Source organism: Micromonospora sp. BQ11 (assembly GCF_052068135.1).
GTDB lineage: Bacteria > Actinomycetota > Actinomycetes > Mycobacteriales > Micromonosporaceae > Micromonospora.
Genome location: NZ_JBQHDB010000002.1, coordinates 148,583 through 169,236, shown reverse-complemented (window position 1 = coordinate 169,236; position 20,654 = coordinate 148,583). Strand labels below are relative to the sequence as shown.

The window sequence follows — 20,654 nt, the reverse complement described above, 5'->3', positions numbered from 1 at the left end:
TCCCCCTGTCGCGCCGCCCGGGGCGAGACGGCGCGGCACAGCGTACGGGAGGCCGCGCGGAACATCGAGTCGTGGGGCGGCGCCGTCCGAGGTTGCGGTGTGACCGCTTACGTACAGTGCGTTACATGCCCAGGTCGGCGGCGCGGAGACGTTCCACCGCGGCCGTCGGCCCGGCCACCTGCACCCGCGCCACGCGCTGCCGACCGGAGAGGAAGAGGGCCAGCTCGCCGGGGGCGCCCACGACGCGGACCGGCTCGCCGCCCCGACCCACCGACAGTTCGCCGTACCCGGGCGCCTGCACGAAGACGTCGGCCGGGATCCGGCGCAGCCCGAGGCGGGCCAGCGGGGCGACCCGCTTCCACAGCGCGCGGTGCAGCCCGGCGGGCAGGTCCCGGGGCAGCCAGCCCGCGCGGGCCCGCCGCACGTCCTCGTGGTGGATGAAGAACTCCATCGTGTTGACCAGCTCGTCGGTCAGCCGGTTGCTGACCGGGCTCCACGCCGGCGGCCGGCGCACCTGGCCGACCAGCCGGGCCCACGGCTGGGCCGCGAGCCGGCGCCGGACGCGCTCGGCGTGCCCGCGCAACGGGGGCAGCAGGAGCCCGCCGGCGGCGTCCGGCCGGCGTTCCCGCAGCACCAGGTGCGCGGCCAGGTCCCGCGTGGCCCACCCCTCGTTGATCGTCGGCGCGTCCGGTCCCAGCGTTCCGAAGAGATCGGCGAGCGCCTCGCGCTCCGATCGGGCGTACCGCGGCATGGCCACGATCCTAGGGCGGCCGGGCCGGCGCCGCCGGTGGAGCGCGGGGGTGGCGCGGGCTGCGCGGCGTGGCGCCCGGCCGTCGCGGACGTGACGGTGGACATACCGCTACCGGGTCAGCGGAGCGCTCCCGCAGCGGTAAGGATGAGAGAGATAATTGCGGCTTACGGCGGGGGAGAGTGTGGCGACCAGGACAAGTCGGGACGTTCTCGTCCGAGGGCTTGGTGTCCTCGGGAAGGCGATCCGGGAGCAGCCGAGGATCTTCGCGGTCGCGGTGAGCGGCAGCGTGCTCTTCGGTCTGATGGTGATCGGCAGCGCGTACGTGGTCGGCGGGGTGGTCGGCGACGTGGTGGTGCCGGCGATCGAGCGCGGCTCGGTGGAGGTCGGCGCGCTCGCGCTGGCCGCGGCGACGCTGTTCGGCATCAGCGTCCTGCGGGTCGTGGGCATCTTCGGCCGGCGCCTCGGTGCCGGCTACATGCAGTACCGGCTCCAGGCCGCCTACCGCCGCCGGGTCACCCGCCGCTACCTGGACCTCCCGCTGTCCTGGCATCACCGCAACGCCACCGGCACCCTGCTGTCCAACGCCAACTCCGACGTGGAGGCGGCCTGGTACCCCATCGCTCCGCTGCCATTCGCCGTCGGCACGCTGGTGATGCTGGTCGGGGCAGTGGGCGCGCTGTTCGTCACCGACTGGGCGCTCGCCCTGGTCGGGCTCGCGGTCTTCCCGGCGCTGTTCGCGCTCAACGTCGTCTACAGCCGGCGGATGGCTCCCCGGCAGGCCCGGGCGCAGCTGCTGCGCGCCGAGGTCAGCGGCATCGCCCACGAGAGCTTCGACGGCGCACTGGTGGTCAAGACGATGGGCCGGGAGGGGCAGGAGACCGACCGTTTCGCCGCCCGGGCCCGCGAGCTGCGCGACGCCCTGGTCGCGGTGGGCCGCCTCCGCGGGGTCTTCGACCCGATGCTGGAGACCCTGCCCAGCCTCGGCACTCTCGCGGTGCTGGTGGTCGGCACCATCCGGCTGCGGCAGGGCGCGATCAGCGTGGCGGAACTGATCAGCGTGGCGTTCCTGTTCACCGTGCTGGCCTTCCCGGTCCGCGCGATCGGCTGGGTGCTCGCCGAGCTGCCCCGCAGCGTCGCCGGCTGGGACCGCGTGCGCCGGGTGCTCGACGCCACCGGCGAGATGCCGTACGGCGAGCGCGTCCTGGACCCCGCCGACCCCCGACCCGCCACGCTCGACTTCTCCGACGTGCACTTCGCGTACGAGCCGGCCGAGGCGCACCTGCCCGGCACCGAGGTGCTGGGCGAGGTTACCTTCACCGTTCCGGCCGGCCGGACCGTCGCCCTGGTCGGGCCGACCGGCGCCGGCAAGTCCACCATCGCGTCGCTGGCCGTCCGACTGGTCGACCCGCACGCCGGCTCGGTCAGCGTCGACGGCGTCGACGTCCGCGACCTCACCGCCGCCTCGCTGGCCGGGACCGCCGCGCTCGTCGCCCAGGTGCCGTTCGTCTTCGACGACACCGTCCGGGCCAACATCGCCCTGGACCGGCCGGGCATCGGCGACGAGGAGGTCTGGGCGGCCCTTCGTCTGGCCGAGGCGGACGGCTTCGTCGCCGCTCTCCCCGAGGGCCTGGACACGCGGGTCGGCGAGCGGGGCACCTCGCTCTCCGGCGGCCAGCGGCAGCGGCTCACCCTCGCCCGCGCGATCGCCGGCCGGCCCCGACTGCTGGTGCTCGACGACGCGACCAGCGCCGTCGACCCGCGGGTGGAGGCCGCCATCCTGGCCGGGCTGCGCTCGTCCGCGGGCGGGGCGGGAGCGCCGGCGGCGTCGATCCTGGTGGTCGCGTACCGGCGGGCGACCATCGCCCTCGCCGACGAGGTGATCTACCTGGAGCAGGGGCGGGTGATCGCCCGGGGTACGCACACCGAGCTGCTCGCCACCGTTGCGGGCTACGCCGACCTGGTCACCGCCTACGAGCAGGCCGAGGTCGAGCAGGCCGAGCAGCGCACGTACGACGACGAGGTCACGCCGCCCCTGGCGTCGGGCATGGAGATCGAGGTGGACCGGTGAGCGCGAGGAGTGAGCTTGCGAGCCCCGCAGTCGCGAACGAAAGGCCAGTCCGGTGAGCGCGAGGAGTGAGCTTGCGAGCCCCGCAGTCGCGAACGAAAGGCCAGTCCGGTGAGCGCGAGGAGTGAGCTTGCGAGCCCCGCAGTCGCGAACGAAAGGCCAGTCCGGTGAGCGCGAGGAGTGAGCTTGCGAGCCCCGCAGTCGCGAACGAGAGGCGGGACCGGTGAGCAGCACCACCACGATCCCGGAGAAGGAGCGCACGGAGCCGGCCGAGACGACCTGGCGGACGCTGCGGCGGGGGCTCGCGCTCTCCCCGGAGCTGCGGGTGGGCCTCGCCGGGACGCTGGGCCTGGCGCTCGTCTACATGGTCGGCCGGGCAGCGGTGCCGGTCGCCGTGCAGCAGGGCATCGACAAGGGCATCCTCGGCGGGCTCGACCTGGGCGTGGTCTGGACGGTGGTCGCCGTCACCGCCGCCGTGCTGGTGGTGACCACGCTCTGCGGCTACCTGATGATGCGCCGGCTCTTCACCGTCAGCGAGACCGCGCTGGCCAACGTCCGGGTCCGGGCCTTCCGGCACGTGCACGACCTGTCGATGCTGCACCAGCAGTCCGAACGGCGCGGCTCGCTGGTCTCCCGGGTCACCAGCGACGTCGACCAGATCACCCAGTTCCTCCAGTGGGGCGGCGTGATCCTGCTGATCAACCTCGGTCAGCTGGTGGTGACGTCGCTTGTCATGTTCTGGTACTCCTGGCAGTTGACCCTGGTGGTGTTCGCCGCGTTCCTGCCGGCGGTGTTCGTGATCCGGGCGCTGCAACGCCGGCTCGCCGGGGCGTACGGGGTGGTCCGGCAGCGCACCGGCACCCTGCTGGGGACGATCGCGGAGAGCGTGGTGGGCGCGCCGGTGATCCGGGCGTACGGGATCGCCGGGCGCACCGCCCGCCGGCTCGACGAGGCGATCGACAGCCAGCGGCGCGCGCAGCAGAGGGCGATCCGGATCAGCATCCTGGGCAGCTCGGTGGGTGAGTTGGCCGCGGGCGTCGCCTTGGCCGGTGTGGTGGTGCTCGGGGTGACCCTCGGCGCCGACCGTAGTCTCAGCATCGGCGAGGTGACCGCGTTCCTGTTCCTGGTCACGCTCTTCATCCAGCCGGTGCAGATCGCCACCGAGGTGCTCAACGAGGCGCAGAACGCGATCGCCGGTTGGCGTCGGGTGCTGGACGTGCTGGACGTCGCGCCGGACGTCGCCGATCCGGGGACGCAGGGGCGCGACCTGCCGTCCGGTCCGCTGGACATCCGGTTCGCCGGGGTGCGGTTCGCCTATCCGGGCGGCGCGCCGGTGCTGCACGACATCGAGGTCGAGATTCCGGCGAAGAGCCGGGTGGCGATCGTGGGGGAGACCGGCAGCGGGAAGACCACCTTCGCGAAGCTGGTCACCCGGTTGATGGACCCCACCGAGGGTGCGGTGCTGCTGTCCGGTGTGCCGCTGGACCAGGTGCGGTTCGCCTCGTTGCGGTCCCGGGTGGTCATGGTGCCGCAGGACGGCTTCCTGTTCGACGCGACGGTGGCGGAGAACGTCCGGTTCGCCCGTCCGGACCTGACCGACGCGCAGCTCACGACGGCCTTCACCGAGCTGGGCCTGGCCGACTGGCTGGAGGGGCTGCCGTCGGGGCTGCACACCCCGGTGGGGGAGCGCGGCGAGGCGTTGAGCGTGGGGGAGCGGCAGCTGGTCGCGCTGGCCCGGGCGTACGTCGCCGACCCGGACCTGCTGGTACTGGACGAGGCGACCAGCGCGGTCGACCCGGCCACGGAGGTGCGGTTGCAGCGCACCCTCGACGCGGTGACGCGGGGACGGACGACGCTCGCCATCGCGCACCGGCTCTCCACCGCGCAGGCCGCCGACGAGGTGATCGTGGTGGATCGCGGGCGGATCGTGCAGCGCGGCCGGCACGACGAGTTGGTCCGTGACCCGGAGTCGATCTACGGCCTGCTCTACGCCTCGTGGCTGGAACAGACCAGGTAGACGCGGCGGTCGCGGTGCTTTACGCTCCGAGTTAGGTGAGCCTAACCTACTGAGGAGGTCGTGGCGTGCGACCCAGCCCCGCGGAGATCGTCCGCACCCTCGTCGCCGGCCGGCTGCCCGGTCTCGTCCACGTGGCGCACCGGCCCGGCCCGCACCACGCCCGACACGTCACCGACCCGGACGGGCGGGTCCTCCTGCTGGTACCCGTGGTCAGCGACCTCGCGGCCGCGCTGCGCCCGGTCGACGGCGGCTCCGACGTGCCGACGGTGCTGGACGTACTGGACCTGCCCCCGTCGGCCGGCGCGCCGTCGCTGGGCCGGGCCTGGGTCTCCGGCTGGGCCACCCCGCTGCACGGGGCCGAGGCCCGCGCCGCCGCGCTGGACTTCGCGGCCGTGGAGCCGACCGGTGACCTGCTCGACGTCGGCACCCGGTTCCGCCTGTTCGGCTTCGAGGTGGTCGAGGCCCGCTGGGAACGCGCCGGCGCCGTGCGCCGGATCGACCCCGGGGCGTACGCCGAAGCCGAGCCGGATCCGCTGCACGCCGCCGAGGGGGGCCTGCTGGCCGACCTCGCCGACCAGCACGCCGACCGGATGGTCACGTACCTGCGCCGGCAGCTCGGCCTGGCCGACGGCGGCCCGGGGACCGCGCCGCAGGTGGTCCGACTGGACCGGTACGGGATGCTCGTCGCGTACGGCCGGCCGGCCGCCCGTCGCCGCGCCCGGCTGACCTTCCCGCGTCCGCTGGCCGAACCGGCGGACCTGGCCCGCCTGCTGCGTCCGGTGCTGCGCCCCTGCGCCGGCACCCCGCACCGCGCCGAACACGCCTGACCCCCGTGCTCCCGGCGCTCCCGGCGCTCCGAGGTGTTAAAAGGGGGCCCTTGTACAACGCCAGGCGTTAATAAGGGGCCCTTCCTTACACCTTCAGGGGGGCGGTGAGGTAGCGCTGGAGGGTTGGTGCGACGGCGGCGACCAGCAGCTCCGGATCGGCGGAGGCGGCCGGTTCCAGTTTCACCACGTGCCGGACCATGGCCAGTCCCATGAGCTGGCTGGCCACCAGCGAGCCGCGCAGGGGCAGTTCCGCCGGGTCGACGTCGAGGTTCTCCAGAACCCGCCGGAGCACCTGGGTGGTGATGAACTCCCGCAGCAGCCGGGCGGTCCACTCGTTGCTCAGCGCCGAGCGCAGCAGGGCCACCCCGGCGGTGCCGGCGGAGGAGTCCCAGACTCCGAGGAACGTCCGCGCCAGCCGCTCGCCGATGCCGTCCCGGTCCCCGGCGAGTACCGCCGGCAGCAGCTCGCCCGGGTTCAGCGGCGCGTTCATCGCCGCCAGGAAGAGCTGGTCCTTGTTGCCGAAGTAGTGGTGCACCAGCGCCGGGTCCACCCCGGCCGCGGCGGCGATGGCGCGGATCGAGGCGGCGTCGTAGCCCCGGTCCGCGAACGCCTCGCGTGCCGCCCGCAGGATCGCCTCCCGGGTGTCCGGGTTGCCCGGTCGCCGTCCGGTCCGCCGCGCCATCGCCGTCATTCGTCCCTTCCCGTCCTGACCCGCCGCCGGCCGTGCCGGTGGTCGGCGGCGCGCGCCCCGCCGGCGTCAGCCGCTGCGGCGGCGCAGGGTCGCGGCGGCGAGCATCAGGGCCAGCACCGCCGACCCGGCGACGACCGCCAGATCCCGCCACATCGTGCCGGTCGCTTCGGCGTTGGCGGCGACCTCCTGCAACGCCTCCACGGCGTACGACAGGGGTAGCACGTCGCTGACCGCCTGCAACCAGCCGGCCATCTCACTTCGGGGCACGAAGAGCCCGCACAGCAGGAGCTGGGGGACCACCACGACCGGCATGAACTGTACGGCCTGGAACTCGGTGCGGGCGAAGGCGCTGCAGAAGAGGCCGAGCGCGACGGCGAGCGCCGCGTTCAGCGCCGCGATCAGCAGCACCAGGCCACCCTCGCCGGCGGTGTCGAGGTCGAAGACCCAGTACGCCACGGCCGAGGCGATCACCGCCTGGACGGCGGCGGCCAGACCGAAGGCGAGGCCGTAGCCGAAGAGCAGGTCGAGCTTGCCCAGCGGCGTCGTGAGCAGCCGTTCCAGGGTGCCGGTGGTGCGTTCGCGCAGCATCGCGATGCTGGTCACCAGGAACATGATCACGAACGGGAAGATCCCGAGCATGATCGGGGCGACCCGGTCGAAGGTCGACTGCTGGCCGGGCGGGCCGGGCTGGTCGACGTACATGAAGTAGACCAGGGTGAGCAGCGCCGACGGCACCACCGCGAGCAGCGCCAGGGTGCGCCGGTCGTGCCGGAGCTGGCGCAGGATGCGCCCGGTGGTGGCGGCGAGGATCCGGGGGTTCACGACTTCTCCTCCACGTCGGCCTCGGCGGCGCGGATCAGCCGGAGGAACGCCTCGTCCAAATCGTCGGAGCCGGCGGCGGCGCGGATCGCGTCGGGGCTGTCGTCGGCGATCAGCCGCCCCTCGCGGATCAGCAGCAGCCGGTCACAGCGGGCGGCCTCGTCCATCACGTGACTGGAGACCAGCAGGGTGGTGCCGGCCGCGGCCATGGCGTGGAACTGCGCCCACAGGTCGGCCCGCAGCACCGGGTCCTGGCCCACGGTCGGCTCGTCGAGCACGACGAGCTCCGGCTCGGCGACCAGGGCGCAGGCCAGCGACGCCCGGCTGCGCTGGCCGCCGGAGAGGGTGCCGACCAGTTGGCTGGCGGCGCGCGCGAGACCGACGTCGGCCACCGCCCGGTCGGCGTCGGCCCGACCCCGGCCGTGCAGCGCGGCGAAGTAGCGGGCGTTCTCCCGGACCGTCAGGTCCGCGTACACACTCGGCGCCTGGGTCAGGTAGCCGACCCGGCGGCGCAGCTCGGGCGACCCGGCCGGCCGCCCCAGCACGGTGACCGTGCCGGCGGTGACCACCTGCACCCCGACCACCGCGCGCATCAACGTGGTCTTGCCGCTGCCGCTGGGCCCGAGCAGCCCGGTGACCGCCCCGCGCGGCACCACCGCGTCGATCCCGTGCAGCACCCGTCGCCCGCCCCGGTCGACGACCAGGTCGCGGACGACGATCGCGTCCTCCATGACACCTCCCCGAAACTCATCACCTGTTGAACTCAACGCTAGATGAATAACGGGGTGGTCCGCAACGGTTGACTTCGCGTGCACTCGAACTGGAAGCCTTGCGCCCGTGGACATGAGCACGCGGGAGTCGACCCTCACCGTCTCCGAGGCGGCCGAGCGGGTCGGCCTCACCACCTACACGCTGCGCTGGTACGAGCAGGAGGGGCTGGTGGCCCCGGTGGGGCGGGACTCGGCCGGGCGGCGGCGGTACACCGGGCGCGACGTGGACTGGCTGCTCCTGCTCACGCGGCTGCGCCGCACCGGGATGCCGGTACGCGACATGCGCCGCTACGCGGAACTGGCCCGTCACGGCGACGCCACCCTGCGGGAGCGGCGGGCGCTCTTCGAGGCCCACCGGGCCCGGGTACTCAGTCGGATGGCCGAGCTGGAGGAGGACCTGAAGGTGCTCGACTACAAGATCGACATCTACCGGCGGGCGGAGGAGGAGAACGCGTGGTGAGACGACGGGTGGGTGCGGGCGGACCGGAGGTTTCGGCCGTCGGCCTGGGCTGCATGGGCATGAGCTTCGCGTACGGCGCGGGCGACGACGTCGAGTCGACGCGGACCCTGCACCGTGCCCTCGACCTCGGTGTGAACCACCTCGACACCGCCGACATGTACGGCGCGGGCGCGAACGAGCGGCTGCTCGGGCCGGTGGTCCGGGCCCGCCGCGACGAGGTCATCCTGGCCACCAAGTTCGGCAACCGGACCAGCGGCACCGGTTCCGGCGGCACCGGGACCCCCGGCGCGTACGTGGACAGCAGCGCGGCCTGGGCCCGCGCGGCCTGTGACGCGTCGCTGAGCCGGCTCGGGATCGACACGATCGACCTGTACTACCTGCACCGGCGCGATCCCGCCACGCCGATCGAGGAGACGATGGGCGCGATGTCCGAGCTGGTGACCGCCGGCAAGGTGCGCCTCGTGGGCCTCTCCGAGGTCAGCCCGGCAACGCTGCGCGCCGCGCACGCGGTGCACCCGGTCGCGGCGGTGCAGATGGAGTACTCGCTGTTCAGCCGGGACGTCGAGGGCGAGATGCTGGCGACCTGCCGGGAGCTGGGGGTGTCGCTGGTGGCGTACTCGCCGGTCGGGCGGGGACTGCTCACCGGGGCGATCACGGACCGGGACCAGCTCGCCGACGACGACTGGCGACGCCGCGCGCCGCGCTTCGCCGACGGCAGCCTGGAGGCCAACCTGAAGCTGGTGGAGGCGGTCCGCGCGGTGGCGGCGGAGATCGGGTGCACGCCCGCCCAGGCGGCGCTGGCCTGGCTGCTGGCCCAGGGGGAGGACATCCTTCCGATCCCGGGCACCAAGCGGGTCCGCTGGCTGGAGGAGAACGCGGCGGCGGCCGACCTGCGGCTCGGCCCGGATCAGGTGGCGCGGCTGAGCGCGGCGGTGCCGCCCGGGGCCGCGGCCGGCGAAAGGTATCCCGAGGCAGCAATGAGATTCGTCGGCCACTAGCGTCCTAACCGGACAGCAGGTCCGGCAACGGGCATTGCGCCCCGAACGGACGTGCGGCACGATGGCGCCGTGGGTCACGCTCCGTCACCGGATCAGGGGTTCCTCGACGACTGGGCCGCCCGGCTCCGCAGCGCCGCCGAGCGGCCCGTCGTCGGCGTCCTGCTGCGGGGCAGCCACGCCCGCCGGGCGGCGACCGCGCACAGCGACGTCGACGTGGACGTGCTCGTCGACGGCGGCCCGTACGCGGCCCGCCGCGCGTACCTCGCCGAGGACGCGGGCCGGTTGACGCACGTGTCGGTGGCCGTACGGGACGTCCGCTCCTGGCTGGCCCGGCTCGGCGAGCCGGCCGACTGGGCGTTCGGGCTGCCGGTCGCCGGGCCGGCCCGGCTGCTCTGGGCGACGGACGCCTGGCGGCGTCGGATCGACCTGCCGGTGCTCTGCCAGCCCGCCGGGGAGCCACGCCTGGAGGAGATGATCGCCACGCTGGGTAAGGTCGCCGGCGCCCGGGACGCCGACGACCACCCCGGCCTCCGGCTCGCCGCCGCCGACCTCGCCCGGCTCTGCCCGTCCGTGCTCCGACTGGCCAACCCCTCGGTCCGGGTGGTCTCACGCCGTACCGCCTTCTCCGCCGCCCTGGCCCTGCCGGTGGCACCGGCCGGCTACCGCGACGACATGCTGCTCTGCCTCGGGCTGCGTCCCGCCTCCACAGGGCAGGTCCGCGCCGCCGCCGCCCGGCTGGTCACCGGCACGTTGCCGCTGGTCCGCCCGTACGCCGCCGAGGTCGCCGAGGTGGCCGGCGCGGATTTCGCCGCCGCCCTGCTCGACGGCCGGCTGGACCGCTACGCCACCCAGCTGACCCGGCCGGTGACCCGCCCGCCCCGGCCCCGACGGGAGCCCGCTCCGGTGCCCGCGCCGCGTGCGGGACAATCGTTCACTGTGCCCGTACCTGACGCGCCGGTGACCGGCGCCCACCCCAGCCCGCAGCCGGCGGACGGCCCGGTCCGGCCCTCCCGGCTCGACCCGGCCGTCGCCGACCGGCTGCGCCGTACCCCGGACGGTCTGGTCGCCGCGGTGGTGCGCCAGCACGACTCCGGCGAGGTGCTGATGGTCGCCTGGATGGACGACGAGGCGCTGCACCGCACCCTGACCACCGGTCGCGCCACCTACTGGTCGCGCAGCCGGAAGGAGTACTGGGTCAAGGGCGCCACCTCCGGCCACCACCAGTACGTCCGCTCGGTCGCCCTGGACTGCGACGGCGACGCGCTGCTGGTCAGCGTCGACCAGGTCGGCCCGGCCTGCCACACCGGGCACCGCACCTGCTTCTTCTCGGAACTGCCGGTCAGTGGTGGGGAGCGGTCGTGACCGACGGCACCGTCAGCCCGGACCTGGCCGCCTTCGCCGCCCGCGCCGCCGACCTGCGGGTCGTGCCGGTCACCCGGCGGCTGCTCGCCGACGCCGAGACCCCGGTCGGCGTCTACCGCAAGCTCGCCGGCGGGCCGGGCACCTTCCTGCTGGAGTCGGCCGAGCAGGGCGTCGGCTCGGCCGGTCTGGCCTGGTCGCGGTACTCCTTCATCGGGGTGCGCAGCAGCGCCACGCTGACCGCGTCCGACGGTGTGGCGACGTGGACCGGGCAGCCTCCGACCGGCCTGCCCACCTCCGGCGACCCGGTCGAGGTGCTGCGGGCGACCGTCGCGGCGCTGGCCGGCCCGCCCCCCGACCCGGGCGCCGACCTGCCGCCGCTGACCGGCGGCATGGTCGGCTTCCTCGGCTACGACCTGGTCCGGCGCTTCGAGCGCCTGCCCGAACTCACCGAGGACGACCTCGGCGTGCCGGAGCTGGGCATGATGCTCGCGACCGACCTGGTGGTGCTGGACCACTACGACGGTTCGGCGATCCTGGTCGCCAACGCGGTCCTGCCGCCGCCGGGCGAGCCGGACCGCGACGCCCTGGTCGCCGCCGCGTACCACCACGCCGTCGGCCGGCTGGACGCCATGACCGCGGCCCTGTCCCGGCCCATCCCGCCGATGATCTCGACGGTGGACCGGCCGCCGGCCGGTGACGTGGTCTGCCGGACGCCCGAGGGCGGCTACCCGAAGGCCGTCGAGGCGGCCAAGGAGGCCATCCGGGCCGGCGAGTGCTTCCAGATCGTGCTGGCCCAGCGCTTCGAGCGGGAGACCCACGCGGACCCGCTGGACGTGTACCGGGTCCTGCGCACCACCAACCCGAGCCCGTACATGTACCTGCTGCGTTTCGACGGCTTCGACATCGTCGGGTCGTCGCCGGAGGCCCACCTGAAGGTGACCACCGCCGCGGACGGGGAGCGTCGGGCGCTGCTGCACCCCATCGCCGGCACCCGCCCGCGCGGAAGCACCCCGGAGGCCGACGCCCGGCTCGCCGCCGAGCTGCTCACCGACCCCAAGGAGCGGGCCGAGCACGTGATGCTGGTCGACCTGGGCCGCAACGACCTGGGGCGGGTGTGCCGGCCCGGCACGGTCGAGGTGCCGGAGTTCGCCACCATCGAGCGCTACAGCCACGTCATGCACATCGTGTCCACCGTCGTCGGCACGCTCCGCCAGGACCGCAGCGCCTTCGACGCGCTCGCCGCGACGTTCCCCGCGGGCACGCTCTCCGGCGCGCCCAAGGTCCGGGCGATGGAGATCATCGAGGAGCTGGAGCCGGTCCGGCGCGGCCTCTACGGCGGCACCGTCGGCTACTTCGGTTTCGGCGGGGACCTCGACATGGCGATCGCGATCCGGACCGCCCTGATGCGGAACGGACGCGCCTACGTGCAGGCGGGCGCGGGCGTGGTGGCCGACTCCGATCCGGCCGCCGAGGACCAGGAGACCCGCAACAAGGCCGCCGCCGTGCTCGCCGCGATCGCCGCCGCCGAGACCCTGCGGCCGGCCCGGTGAGCGCGAGGAGTGCAGCGCAGCGGAGCCCCGCAGTCGCGAACGAAAGGCCGGCCCGGTGAGCGCGAGGAGTGCAGCGCAGCGGAGCCCCGCAGTCGCGAACGAAAGGTCGGCCCGGTGAGCGCGGACGCCGGCCGGGCGGCATCCACACCGGACGACGGCGCGGGCGCACGGCCGGTGCCGGTCCGGCGCGAGATGGCGTACGCGGTGCTGCTCTGCGTGGCCGGCGCGGGCCTGGCGCTGTGGGCGACGACCCGTACCTGGGCGGTCGAGCTGACCCCCCGCCCGACGCCGCTGCCGCCGGTGCGCGAGGCGGCGACCGGCGCGGACCTGCTGCCGTGGCTCCCGGCGCTGGCCCTGGTGACGCTGGCCGGCGGGGGCGCGGTGCTGGCCACCCGGGGCCGGCTGCGCCGGGCGCTCGGCGCGCTGCTCGGCCTGCTCGGCGCGGCGGTGGCGGCCGGTGGCGCCTACGGCCTGGTGGCGGCGTTCGACGGCGAGCTGAGCCGGCAGTGGCCGGCGCTGTGTCTGGTCGGTGGGGTTCTCGCCGCGGTGGGCGGACTGCTCACCGCCCGACGTGGGCACCGGTGGCCGGCGATGGGCGCCCGGTACGAGCGGCCGGCCCGCCGCCCGACGTCCGCCGGGCCGGCCGCGACCGGCGACCCGCAGACGCCGGACCGGGTGACCGGGCGGCGGACGACGGAGGCGTGGGACGCGCTGGACCGGGGCGAGGACCCGACGGTGCGCTGACCGCCGGGCCGGCCGGGTCGGCGTCGGCCCTGCCGGCCGCGGGTCAGCCGACGGGCTGGCGCCGGCGGGCGGCGGCACGGGCCGCGGCCAGCTCGGCCACGAGCCGGTCCAGTTCGGCGCGCTGGTCGGCGCGCGCGCGGTCGGCGCACACGGCCTCCCAGGCGTTGCCGCGTGCCGTCCGCATGCGTGCCTCGCCGACGACGGCGCGTTCCACCGTGTGTACGACGGTGACCGCGAGCGACGCGACGGTACGGGAGATGGTGGTGAGCCCGAGGGAGTCGTGCGGGCCAACAGTGCTCATGATCACCCCGCTAGGATCGTCGGTGACGGTTGGGCGAACGCCTCGTCGAGTCTGCCCGAGAAAGATGCTCGGCGGCTCAGGTTTCGGTGTGGTGACCGTCGCGTCAACTCTCCGCCCAAGCCCATGAGCTGGGAAAGGGCCGTTCGACCTTGAGGCACGTCACAGCATCGACGGCGGTCTCCGGCGTCCGCGCCGATCGTCGCCGTGGCGCGACAGATGACGCCCGTCGGTGGGCGTGGTGGCGCTGCGTGACTCCGACCTCACCGGAAGTCGGCCATTATGCCGCAGCCCAATTGGTGAGGAGCGCCATACCCCCGGCACCCCGTCCGAGGTGGCGCGGCCTAGCATCGGCCCATGACACCCGGAGAGGGGAGTCCGCTGGTGACTGCTGAGCATGCGCACGCTGAGGGGGACGAGGCCGGTCCGGCGGCGTCCGTAAGCGTGCTCGACGAGATCCTGGCCGGCGTACGTGAGGACGTCGCCCGGCGCCAGGAGCTGGTTCCGCTGGAGCGGATCCGCGAGTTGGCGGCCGCCGCGCCGCCACCGCTGGACGCGTACGCGGCCCTGCGCAAGCCGGGTGTGGCGGTGATCGCCGAGGTGAAGCGCTCCTCCCCGTCCAAGGGGAAGCTGGCCGAGATCGCCGATCCGGCCGACCTGGCCGGCGACTACGCGGCCGGCGGGGCGCGGGCGATCAGCGTGCTGACCGAGGGCCGGTGGTTCGGCGGTTCGTTGGACGACCTGGCCGCCGTCCGCGCCGCCGTGAACGTTCCAGTGCTCCGCAAGGACTTCGTGGTCTCCAGCTACCAGGTGCACGAGGCCCGGGCGCACGGCGCCGACCTGGTGCTGCTGATCGTCGCCGCCCTCGAACAGAACGCGCTGGTCGGCCTGCTGGAGCGGATCGAGTCGCTCGGCATGACCGCGCTCGTCGAGGTGCACGACGAGGAGGAGGCCGACCGGGCCATGGAGGCCGGGGCGCAGGTGATCGGGGTCAACGCCCGCGACCTGCGTACCCTGGAGGTCGACCGTTCGGTCTTCGAGCGCATCGCGCCCGGCCTGCCCAGCAAGGTGGTCAAGATCGCCGAGTCCGGCGTGCGCGGCCCGCACGACCTCATCCGGTACGCCTCGGCCGGCGCCGACGCCGTCCTGGTGGGTGAGGGTCTGGTCACCCAGAAGAGTCCCCGGGAAGCGGTGGCCGAGCTGGTCAACGCCGGCAACCACCCGGCGACGCCCCGCCCCGCGCGCTGAGCCGCGCCGGGGTCCGTCCGCAGCGAGAGGAACCCGCGATGAGCGCCGACGCACTGGCCACTCCGGCCGGTCAGTTCCCCGACACCGCCGGCCACTTCGGCCGTTTCGGTGGCCGGTTCGTCCCGGAGGCCCTGGTGGCCGCGCTGGACGAGCTGGACGGGGCGTGGCGCACCGCGATGACCGACGAGTCCTTCCGGGCCGAGTTCGGCGCCCTGCTGCGCGACTACGCCGGCACGCCCTCGCTGCTCTACACCGCGCAGCGGTTCTCCGAGCGGATCGGCGCGCGGGTCCTGCTCAAGCGGGAGGACCTCAACCACACCGGCGCGCACAAGGTGCGCAACGTGCTCGGTCAGGCACTGCTGACGAAGCGGATGGGCAAGACCCGCGTGATCGCCGAGACCGGGGCCGGGCAGCACGGCGTGGCGACCGCGACCGCCGCGGCGCTGTTCGACCTCGAGTGCGTGGTCTACATGGGTGAGGTGGACACCGAGCGGCAGGCGCTCAACGTCGCCCGGATGCGGATGCTCGGCGCCACCGTGGTCCCGGTCACCGCCGGCTCGCGGACGCTGAAGGACGCGATGAACGAGGCGATGCGGGACTGGGTCGCCAACGTGGACCGCACCCACTACCTCATCGGTACCGCGGCCGGGCCGCACCCGTTCCCGGCCATGGTGCGCGACTTCGTCCGGGGCATCGGCGACGAGGCCCGGCAGCAGTGCCTCGACCTGACCGGCGCGCTGCCGGACGCGGTCACCGCCTGCGTCGGCGGCGGCTCCAACGCGCTGGGCATCTTCCACGCCTTCGTCGACGACCGTGACGTGCGGCTGTACGGCTTCGAGGCGGGCGGCGCCGGCGTGGACACCGGCCGGCACGCGGCGAGCATCACCGGTGGCTCCGCGGGTGTGCTGCACGGCACCCGGACGTTCGTGCTCCAGGACGCCGACGGGCAGACCGTGGAGTCGCACTCGATCTCCGCCGGGCTGGACTACCCGGGTGTGGGCCCGGAGCACGCCTGGTTGCACGACACGGGCCGGGCCACGTACCTGCCGGTCACCGACGACGAGGCGATGGCCGCCTTCGAGCTGCTCTGCCGTACCGAGGGCATCATCCCGGCCATCGAGAGCGCGCACGCGCTCGCCGGCACCATCGCTATCGCCCCGAAGCTCACCGCCGAGCTGGGCCGCGAGCCGGTCGTCGTGGTCAACCTCTCCGGGCGGGGCGACAAGGACGTCCACACCGCCGGTGACTACTTCGGCATCCTCGACAAGGAGGCGGAACGATGAGCCGGATCGGGGTCGCGTTCGACAAGGCCCGCGCCGACGGGCGGGCCTTGCTGGTCGGCTGCATGCCGGCCGGCTTCCCGACCGTCGAGGGCAGCATCGCCGCGATGACGGCCATGGTCGAGGCCGGCGTGGACGTCATCGAGGTCGAGATCCCGTACTCGGACCCGGTGATGGACGGCCCGGTGATCCAGAAGGCGAGCGACATCGCCCTGGCCGGTGGCGTCCGCACCGCCGACACGCTGCGCGTCGTCGAGGCGGTCGCCGCGACCGGCGCCCCCGTGGTCACCATGACCTACTGGAACCCGGTGGAGCGGTACGGCGTCGACGCGTTCGCCCGGGACCTCGCCTCGGCCGGCGGCACCGGCCTCATCACTCCGGACCTGATCCCGGAGGAGGCCGACGAGTGGCTGGCCGCCTCCGACGCGTACGGGCTGGACCGGACGTTCCTGGTCTCCCCGTCGTCCACGGACGCGCGGCTGGCGATGACCGTGGGGCACTGCCGCGGCTTCGTCTACGCCACGGCGATCATGGGCGTCACCGGCGCCCGTGCGCAGACCTCCGACGCCGCGCCGGTCCTGGTCTCCCGGGTCCGGGCGGTCACCGACCTGCCGGTCGGCGTGGGCCTGGGTGTGGGGACCGGCGCGCAGGCCGGCACGGTCGCCGGGTACGCGGACGGCGTCATCGTGGGCAGTGCACTCGTGCGCTGCGTGCTGGACGCCGAGGACCAGGCCGCCGGCCTGACCGCCCTGCGCACCCTCAGCGCCGACCTGGCCGAAGGCGTCCGCACCCCCACCCGCTGACCCCCCTCCCCACCCCTCGGCCCCCTTGTCCTCGCGATCTTGCACTTTGTGTCGCCGGTTCGGGCGGAAATGCCCTGTATGCGGCGTCCGAAAGTGCAAGATCGCGGGAGGAGAGGGGCGGGGCGGGGCGGGGCGGCGGGTCAGGGGTGGGCTGGTTCGTCGGTCGGGGTGCCGGGGCGTTGGCCCGGGGGACGGGTGGGGCTGGTCGTGGGGCGGAGGACGCCGGAGCGGCCGGCCAGGGCGTCGGTGAGGGCGGCCCGGGTCGTCGGGGTCAACACCTCGGGCAGCGCCGTCGGGTCGTGCCAGGAGAGGTGACAGCCCCCGAGCGGGTCGCCGGTCGGCGCCGTGCCCCGCGTCCGGGCCCGGAAGACGTGCACGAGGACGTCCGGCGGCGGGCCGCAGTCCGGACGGCCGGTGGCCTCCGCGGCGAGGTGGTAGAGCCCGACCAGGTCCACCAGCTCGACCTCCCAGCCGGTCTCGGCCCGGATGTCGCGGGCGGCGGCGTGCACCGGGCTCTCGTCCCGGCGTAGCCGGCCGCCGGGCAGCGCGTACCGGCGCGGCCCCGGACCCTGCCGGCAGAGCAGCACCCGCCCGGCCTCGTCCGTGACCACCGCGGCGACCGCCCAGGTGAGCGTGCTCATGGCTCCGGAGCCTACGGCGACGGCCACCGGAAGTCATGGGAGTCGCTGAAGTGTCCGACCGGGGTGCCGCGGGAGGGCCCCGCGGCGGTAGCGTGTGCACCCGTGACCCTCGCCTCGCTGACCCCCCAGGCGGCCCTGCCCAGCCCCAGCACCGCCGTGTGGCAGCTCGGACCCTTTCCGCTCCGGGCGTACGCACTGTGCATCATCGTCGGCATCGTCGTGGCCTGCTGGGTCACCGAGCGCCGGCTGCGGCAGCGCGGCGTCGCTCCCGGGGCGGTGCTCGACATCGCGGTCTGGGCGGTGCCGACCGGCATCATCGGCGCCCGGATCTACCACGTGATCACCTCCCCCGAGAAGTACTTCGGCACCGGTGGTGAGCCGCTCAAGGCGTTCTACGTCTGGGAGGGCGGTCTCGGCATCTGGGGCGCGGTCGCCGGTGGTGCGGTCGGCGTGTGGATCGCCGCCCGGCAGCTCGGCATCCCGTTCGCGGTGGTGGCCGACGCGGTCGCGCCGGGCCTCGCGCTGGCCCAGGCCATCGGGCGGCTGGGCAACTGGTTCAACAACGAGCTGTACGGCGGCCGGACCACCCTGCCGTGGGGTCTGGAGATCCACCGGATGGACCCGGACAACCCCGGGCAGGCGCTGCGCGACGACGCCGGCCAGCCGATCCTCGAACCGGGTCTGTACCACCCCACCTTCGCCTACGAGGCGCTGTGGAACGTCGGCGTGGCCGCCCTCGTCGTGGTGCTCGACCGGCGGCTGCGGCTCGGCCGGGGACGCGCGTTCGCGCTGTACGTGATGGGGTACACCGCCGGCCGCTTCTGGATCGAGCTGATGCGTACCGACGAGGCGAACACCATCCTCGGCGTACGCCTGAATGTCTGGACGGCCGCACTGGTCTTCCTCGGCGGCCTGGTCTACTTCATCCGGGTCCGCGGCCCCCGCGAGTACCTGGTGCCCGTCGGTCCGGCGGCCACCGGAGTGCCGGCCGCCGCCGACTCCGACGTCTCCCAGGTGGACCTGTCGGCGCGGGAGGCCGGCGCCCGGCCGGAGGCGCCGGAGGGCTACCGGGTGGTCAGCGAGGAGCAGTTCCGGCGATGGCGGGAGACCGGCGAGGTGCCGGCCCCCGACCGGCCCGCCGACCTCGACGCCACAGCGGCGGACGACGGCCCGACCGACACCGCGGCGGCGGACGCCGCCGGGTCCCGGCCCGCCGACCGCGACAGCTGAGCGAGGGAAGCCGCATGCGGAGCGCGGTGGTGGTGGGCGCGGGGATCGGTGGCCTGGCGGTCGCCGGCGCGCTGGCCCGGTCCGGCTGGCGGGTCACCCTGCTGGAACGCGCCGACCGGGTCCGCCCGGAGCCGACGGCCGTGGTGCTCTGGCCCAACGGGGTACGCGCACTGCGTGCCCTCGGCCTGGGTGCCGGCCTGGAGGCCATCGCCACCGCGCTGCCCGACGGTGGGGTCCGCCGGCCGGACGGCCACTGGCTCGTGCAGCCCCGACCCACCCCGGCCGACCGGATGCCGGTCGTCGTGCACCGGGAGGACCTTCACGACGCGCTGATCGCCGGCCTCGGCGACGGCGTCGAGCTGCGCACCGGGGTGACGGTGCGGACGGTACGCGCGGAGCCCGGGCAGCGCCCGTCGGTGGGCGACGGCCGTCACGTCCTCGAAGCCGACCTGGTCGTCGGCGCGGACGGCATCGACAGCGCGGTCCGTCGGCAGCTCGCGCCGGAGGCGAGCGTGGTCAGCTCCGGTTCGGCCGCCTGGCGGGCGGTGATCCCCTGGTACCGGGCGCCCCGGCTGCCCGCCGGTGCGCCACCGACCGGCGAGGTCCTCGGCGCCGGCTACCGCTTCGTGGCGGCGTCGTTGGGCGAGCGCGGCTCGTCCGGTGCGTCCAGCCGGGGCGGCATCTACTGGGTGGCCACCGCGGCGGGTGCACCCCGTCCGGAGTCCCCGGAGACACAGCTCGCCCTGCTCAAGCGCTGGTACGCCGGCTGGCCCGCCCCGATCGCCGACCTGCTCGACGCGACCGACCCCGCCGACGTCGTCCAGCAGGAGATCCGCGAGCTGCGGCCGCTGCCCCGGTCGTACGGCTTTCCGGCCGGTCCGGGTGGTGTGGTGCTGCTCGGCGACGCCGCGCACGCCATGCCGCCGCACCTGGGACAGGGCTCCTGCCTGGCCTTCGAGGACGCCGCGACCCTCGCCTCGATGCTGCGGGAGGCGCGGCTGCCCGACGCCGTGTCCGCGTACGACCGGGTGCGCCGGCCCCGCGCGGCGTCGGTGGTCCGGCAGACCCGCCGCATGTCGGCGGTGCTCCAGGCGCGCGGGCGGCTGGCGCTGCGCGCCCGCGACGCGGCGCTCGGGACGATCAACCCTCGCCTGCTGAGCAGCGCGGCCGCGTCCGCCGCCCAGTGGCGTCCGCCGGCCTGACCACGCGGGGCACGCGTCGCCGGAACGGCGACGCGCGGCGGTGGGCGCGGTGGGGTCAGCCGACCACGGCGGCGGCGGGTTCGGCGATGCAGGCGGTGCCGACGCGACGGAAGCCGACCCGCAGGTAGACCCGGGCGATCTCCTCGCTGCCGGCGGAGAGGAAGACGAGGTCGGTGCCGGCGGCGAGCAGTTCGCGGGCGAGCAGCGCGGTGACCGCCGCGCCGAGGCCGCGCCGGCGGGCCGCCGGCAGGGTGGCCACCCCGGCGATCTCGGCCACGTCGCCGACCCGCATCGCCATCCCGCTGGCCAGCGCTCCCTCGGTGGGGGTCTCGGCCAGCACCGACAGTCGACGCCCGTCGGCGATCCGCGTCCGCTCCTCGTCCACCGCCGCCGCGTCCAACTCGGTGAGCGCGGCGTCCCGCTGCGCCGGCCCGGCGTCGCCGCGACCGGTGCCGGGGGTGGAGAAGCCGACCGCGGCCACCGCGCGGCGCGCGGCCACGTCGGCGACGAAGCTGGGCGCGTCGGGGTCCAGCGTCCGCAGCGGTACGTCGGTGAGCGTCGCCGGGTCCGCGCACGCGGCCGGGTCGAGCACCATCAGGGGCGCCTCCAGCACCGACAGGCCGGCCGAGCGGACCACCGGGAGCAGGTCCGGGGTGGTCTCGTGCACCCACTCGAACGCCTCGGGCAGCCCCAGGTCCCGTTGCCGTTCCCGAACCGACGACACGTCGGCCAGCGAGGGCGGGTCGGCGGCATCGAGCCGGGGGCGGGCGTAGAACGGCCAACCGGCCCCCTCGCGGACGAAGAGCACCAGGGAGCCGTGTTCCTCCGCGCGCGCCACGTCCCGGGGCACACCGTCGTAGAAACGTTCCAACCGGTCGAAGAGGTCCTTGTGCAGCGG

General features: G+C 74.7%; 20 protein-coding genes and 1 pseudogene. 14 read left to right on the top strand and 7 right to left on the bottom strand.

Annotated elements, in window-relative coordinates:
- Positions 1 to 121: 121 nt before the first annotated feature.
- Positions 122 to 751, bottom strand: a complete 630-nt coding sequence (locus ACTMSW_RS04730; RefSeq protein ID WP_441179186.1) for a TIGR03085 family metal-binding protein — start codon at positions 749 to 751, stop codon at positions 122 to 124.
- A 181-nt stretch (positions 752 to 932) separates the two neighbouring features.
- On the opposite strand from ACTMSW_RS04730, the gene ACTMSW_RS04725 reads away from it, so the two are divergent.
- The 3 genes from ACTMSW_RS04725 (at position 933) to ACTMSW_RS04715 (ending at position 5,660) form a co-directional block, all read left to right on the top strand.
- Positions 933 to 2,819: an ABC transporter ATP-binding protein gene (locus tag ACTMSW_RS04725; protein WP_441179185.1), complete on the top strand. Its 1,887-nt coding sequence runs from the start codon at positions 933 to 935 to the stop codon at positions 2,817 to 2,819.
- 238 nt (positions 2,820 to 3,057) lie between these two features.
- Complete coding sequence (locus tag ACTMSW_RS04720) at positions 3,058 to 4,833, top strand: ABC transporter ATP-binding protein (protein WP_441179666.1); 1,776 nt, start codon at positions 3,058 to 3,060, stop codon at positions 4,831 to 4,833.
- 65 nt (positions 4,834 to 4,898) lie between these two features.
- The gene (locus tag ACTMSW_RS04715; protein WP_441179184.1) at positions 4,899 to 5,660 is read left to right on the top strand and encodes a DUF2470 domain-containing protein; all 762 of its coding nucleotides are present in this window, start codon (positions 4,899 to 4,901) and stop codon (positions 5,658 to 5,660) included.
- Between the two features lie 85 nt (positions 5,661 to 5,745).
- Here the strand turns inward: ACTMSW_RS04715 and ACTMSW_RS04710 are convergent, their stop codons facing one another.
- The 3 genes from ACTMSW_RS04710 to ACTMSW_RS04700 form a co-directional block, all read right to left on the bottom strand.
- Positions 5,746 to 6,342: a TetR/AcrR family transcriptional regulator gene (locus ACTMSW_RS04710; RefSeq protein ID WP_441179665.1), complete on the bottom strand. Its 597-nt coding sequence runs from the start codon at positions 6,340 to 6,342 to the stop codon at positions 5,746 to 5,748.
- 75 nt (positions 6,343 to 6,417) lie between these two features.
- A complete protein-coding gene (locus ACTMSW_RS04705; RefSeq protein WP_441179183.1) occupies positions 6,418 to 7,173 on the bottom strand; it encodes an ABC transporter permease in 756 nt (251 codons plus the stop codon).
- Positions 7,170 to 7,901, bottom strand: a complete 732-nt coding sequence (locus tag ACTMSW_RS04700) for an ABC transporter ATP-binding protein (protein WP_441179182.1) — start codon at positions 7,899 to 7,901, stop codon at positions 7,170 to 7,172. The genes ACTMSW_RS04705 and ACTMSW_RS04700 overlap by 4 nt, the downstream gene beginning before the upstream one ends.
- 112 nt (positions 7,902 to 8,013) lie before the next feature.
- Here ACTMSW_RS04700 and ACTMSW_RS04695 point away from each other — a divergent pair, with 112 nt between their 5' ends.
- From ACTMSW_RS04695 to ACTMSW_RS04670, 6 genes and pseudogenes are all read left to right on the top strand, one after another.
- Positions 8,014 to 8,400 carry a MerR family transcriptional regulator gene (locus ACTMSW_RS04695; protein ID WP_441179664.1) on the top strand — a complete coding sequence of 129 codons (387 nt, stop codon included), beginning with the start codon at positions 8,014 to 8,016 and terminating at the stop codon, positions 8,398 to 8,400.
- Positions 8,394 to 9,398 carry an aldo/keto reductase gene (locus ACTMSW_RS04690; RefSeq protein ID WP_441179181.1) on the top strand — a complete coding sequence of 335 codons (1,005 nt, stop codon included), beginning with the start codon at positions 8,394 to 8,396 and terminating at the stop codon, positions 9,396 to 9,398. The genes ACTMSW_RS04695 and ACTMSW_RS04690 overlap by 7 nt, the downstream gene beginning before the upstream one ends.
- A gap of 471 nt (positions 9,399 to 9,869) precedes the next feature.
- Positions 9,870 to 10,154, top strand: a pseudogene (locus tag ACTMSW_RS04685) (phosphoribosyl-AMP cyclohydrolase); the annotation flags it as partial.
- 180 nt (positions 10,155 to 10,334) lie between these two features.
- On the top strand, positions 10,335 to 10,760 hold the full coding sequence (gene hisI / locus ACTMSW_RS04680; RefSeq protein ID WP_441179663.1) for a phosphoribosyl-AMP cyclohydrolase: 426 nt from the start codon (positions 10,335 to 10,337) through the stop codon (positions 10,758 to 10,760).
- Positions 10,757 to 12,310 (top strand): anthranilate synthase component I, encoded by a 1,554-nt coding sequence (locus tag ACTMSW_RS04675; RefSeq protein ID WP_441179180.1) that lies wholly within the window; start codon positions 10,757 to 10,759, stop codon positions 12,308 to 12,310. The genes hisI and ACTMSW_RS04675 overlap by 4 nt, the downstream gene beginning before the upstream one ends.
- 192 nt (positions 12,311 to 12,502) lie before the next feature.
- On the top strand, positions 12,503 to 13,054 hold the full coding sequence (locus ACTMSW_RS04670; RefSeq protein ID WP_441179661.1) for a Trp biosynthesis-associated membrane protein: 552 nt from the start codon (positions 12,503 to 12,505) through the stop codon (positions 13,052 to 13,054).
- 43 nt (positions 13,055 to 13,097) lie between these two features.
- Here ACTMSW_RS04670 and ACTMSW_RS04665 read toward each other — a convergent pair whose 3' ends face one another.
- Positions 13,098 to 13,355 (bottom strand): hypothetical protein, encoded by a 258-nt coding sequence (locus ACTMSW_RS04665; RefSeq protein WP_441179179.1) that lies wholly within the window; start codon positions 13,353 to 13,355, stop codon positions 13,098 to 13,100.
- A 441-nt stretch (positions 13,356 to 13,796) separates the two neighbouring features.
- On the opposite strand from ACTMSW_RS04665, the gene trpC reads away from it, so the two are divergent.
- Genes trpC through trpA form a run of 3 tightly spaced genes read left to right on the top strand, consistent with a single transcriptional unit; the run spans position 13,797 to position 16,683 of the window.
- Complete coding sequence (trpC, locus tag ACTMSW_RS04660; RefSeq protein ID WP_441179660.1) at positions 13,797 to 14,600, top strand: indole-3-glycerol phosphate synthase TrpC; 804 nt, start codon at positions 13,797 to 13,799, stop codon at positions 14,598 to 14,600.
- 38 nt (positions 14,601 to 14,638) lie between these two features.
- Positions 14,639 to 15,883, top strand: a complete 1,245-nt coding sequence (gene trpB, locus ACTMSW_RS04655; RefSeq protein ID WP_441179178.1) for a tryptophan synthase subunit beta — start codon at positions 14,639 to 14,641, stop codon at positions 15,881 to 15,883.
- Entirely contained in the window at positions 15,880 to 16,683 is an 804-nt protein-coding gene (gene trpA, locus ACTMSW_RS04650; RefSeq protein WP_441179177.1) for a tryptophan synthase subunit alpha, read from the top strand. The genes trpB and trpA overlap by 4 nt, the downstream gene beginning before the upstream one ends.
- Before the next feature lie 140 nt (positions 16,684 to 16,823).
- Here trpA and ACTMSW_RS04645 read toward each other — a convergent pair whose 3' ends face one another.
- On the bottom strand, positions 16,824 to 17,324 hold the full coding sequence (locus ACTMSW_RS04645) for an NUDIX hydrolase (RefSeq protein ID WP_441179176.1): 501 nt from the start codon (positions 17,322 to 17,324) through the stop codon (positions 16,824 to 16,826).
- A 102-nt stretch (positions 17,325 to 17,426) separates the two neighbouring features.
- Between ACTMSW_RS04645 and lgt the strand changes: the two genes are divergently transcribed.
- Together lgt and ACTMSW_RS04635 are read left to right on the top strand one after the other, a co-directional pair.
- Positions 17,427 to 18,554: a prolipoprotein diacylglyceryl transferase gene (gene lgt / locus ACTMSW_RS04640; RefSeq protein ID WP_441179175.1), complete on the top strand. Its 1,128-nt coding sequence runs from the start codon at positions 17,427 to 17,429 to the stop codon at positions 18,552 to 18,554.
- A 14-nt stretch (positions 18,555 to 18,568) separates the two neighbouring features.
- On the top strand, positions 18,569 to 19,756 hold the full coding sequence (locus tag ACTMSW_RS04635) for an FAD-dependent oxidoreductase (RefSeq protein ID WP_441179174.1): 1,188 nt from the start codon (positions 18,569 to 18,571) through the stop codon (positions 19,754 to 19,756).
- Between the two features lie 55 nt (positions 19,757 to 19,811).
- Here ACTMSW_RS04635 and ACTMSW_RS04630 read toward each other — a convergent pair whose 3' ends face one another.
- A complete protein-coding gene (locus tag ACTMSW_RS04630) occupies positions 19,812 to 20,651 on the bottom strand; it encodes a GNAT family N-acetyltransferase (RefSeq protein ID WP_441179659.1) in 840 nt (279 codons plus the stop codon).
- Between the last annotated feature and the right edge of the window lie 3 nt (positions 20,652 to 20,654).

What these genes read in the sequence shown, in the direction of transcription:
- ACTMSW_RS04730 (WP_441179186.1), bottom strand. Translation starts at nt 751, where the DNA reads ATGCCGCGGTACGCCCGATCGGAGCGCGAGGCGCTCGCCGATCTCTTC.
- ACTMSW_RS04710 (WP_441179665.1), bottom strand. Translation starts at nt 6,342, where the DNA reads ATGGCGCGGCGGACCGGACGGCGACCGGGCAACCCGGACACCCGGGAG.
- ACTMSW_RS04700 (WP_441179182.1), bottom strand. Translation starts at nt 7,901, where the DNA reads ATGGAGGACGCGATCGTCGTCCGCGACCTGGTCGTCGACCGGGGCGGG.
- ACTMSW_RS04695 (WP_441179664.1), top strand. Translation starts at nt 8,014, where the DNA reads ATGAGCACGCGGGAGTCGACCCTCACCGTCTCCGAGGCGGCCGAGCGG.
- ACTMSW_RS04670 (WP_441179661.1), top strand. Translation starts at nt 12,503, where the DNA reads ATGGCGTACGCGGTGCTGCTCTGCGTGGCCGGCGCGGGCCTGGCGCTG.
- ACTMSW_RS04665 (WP_441179179.1), bottom strand. Translation starts at nt 13,355, where the DNA reads ATGAGCACTGTTGGCCCGCACGACTCCCTCGGGCTCACCACCATCTCC.
- trpB (WP_441179178.1), top strand. Translation starts at nt 14,639, where the DNA reads ATGAGCGCCGACGCACTGGCCACTCCGGCCGGTCAGTTCCCCGACACC.
- trpA (WP_441179177.1), top strand. Translation starts at nt 15,880, where the DNA reads ATGAGCCGGATCGGGGTCGCGTTCGACAAGGCCCGCGCCGACGGGCGG.
- ACTMSW_RS04645 (WP_441179176.1), bottom strand. Translation starts at nt 17,324, where the DNA reads ATGAGCACGCTCACCTGGGCGGTCGCCGCGGTGGTCACGGACGAGGCC.
- ACTMSW_RS04635 (WP_441179174.1), top strand. Translation starts at nt 18,569, where the DNA reads ATGCGGAGCGCGGTGGTGGTGGGCGCGGGGATCGGTGGCCTGGCGGTC.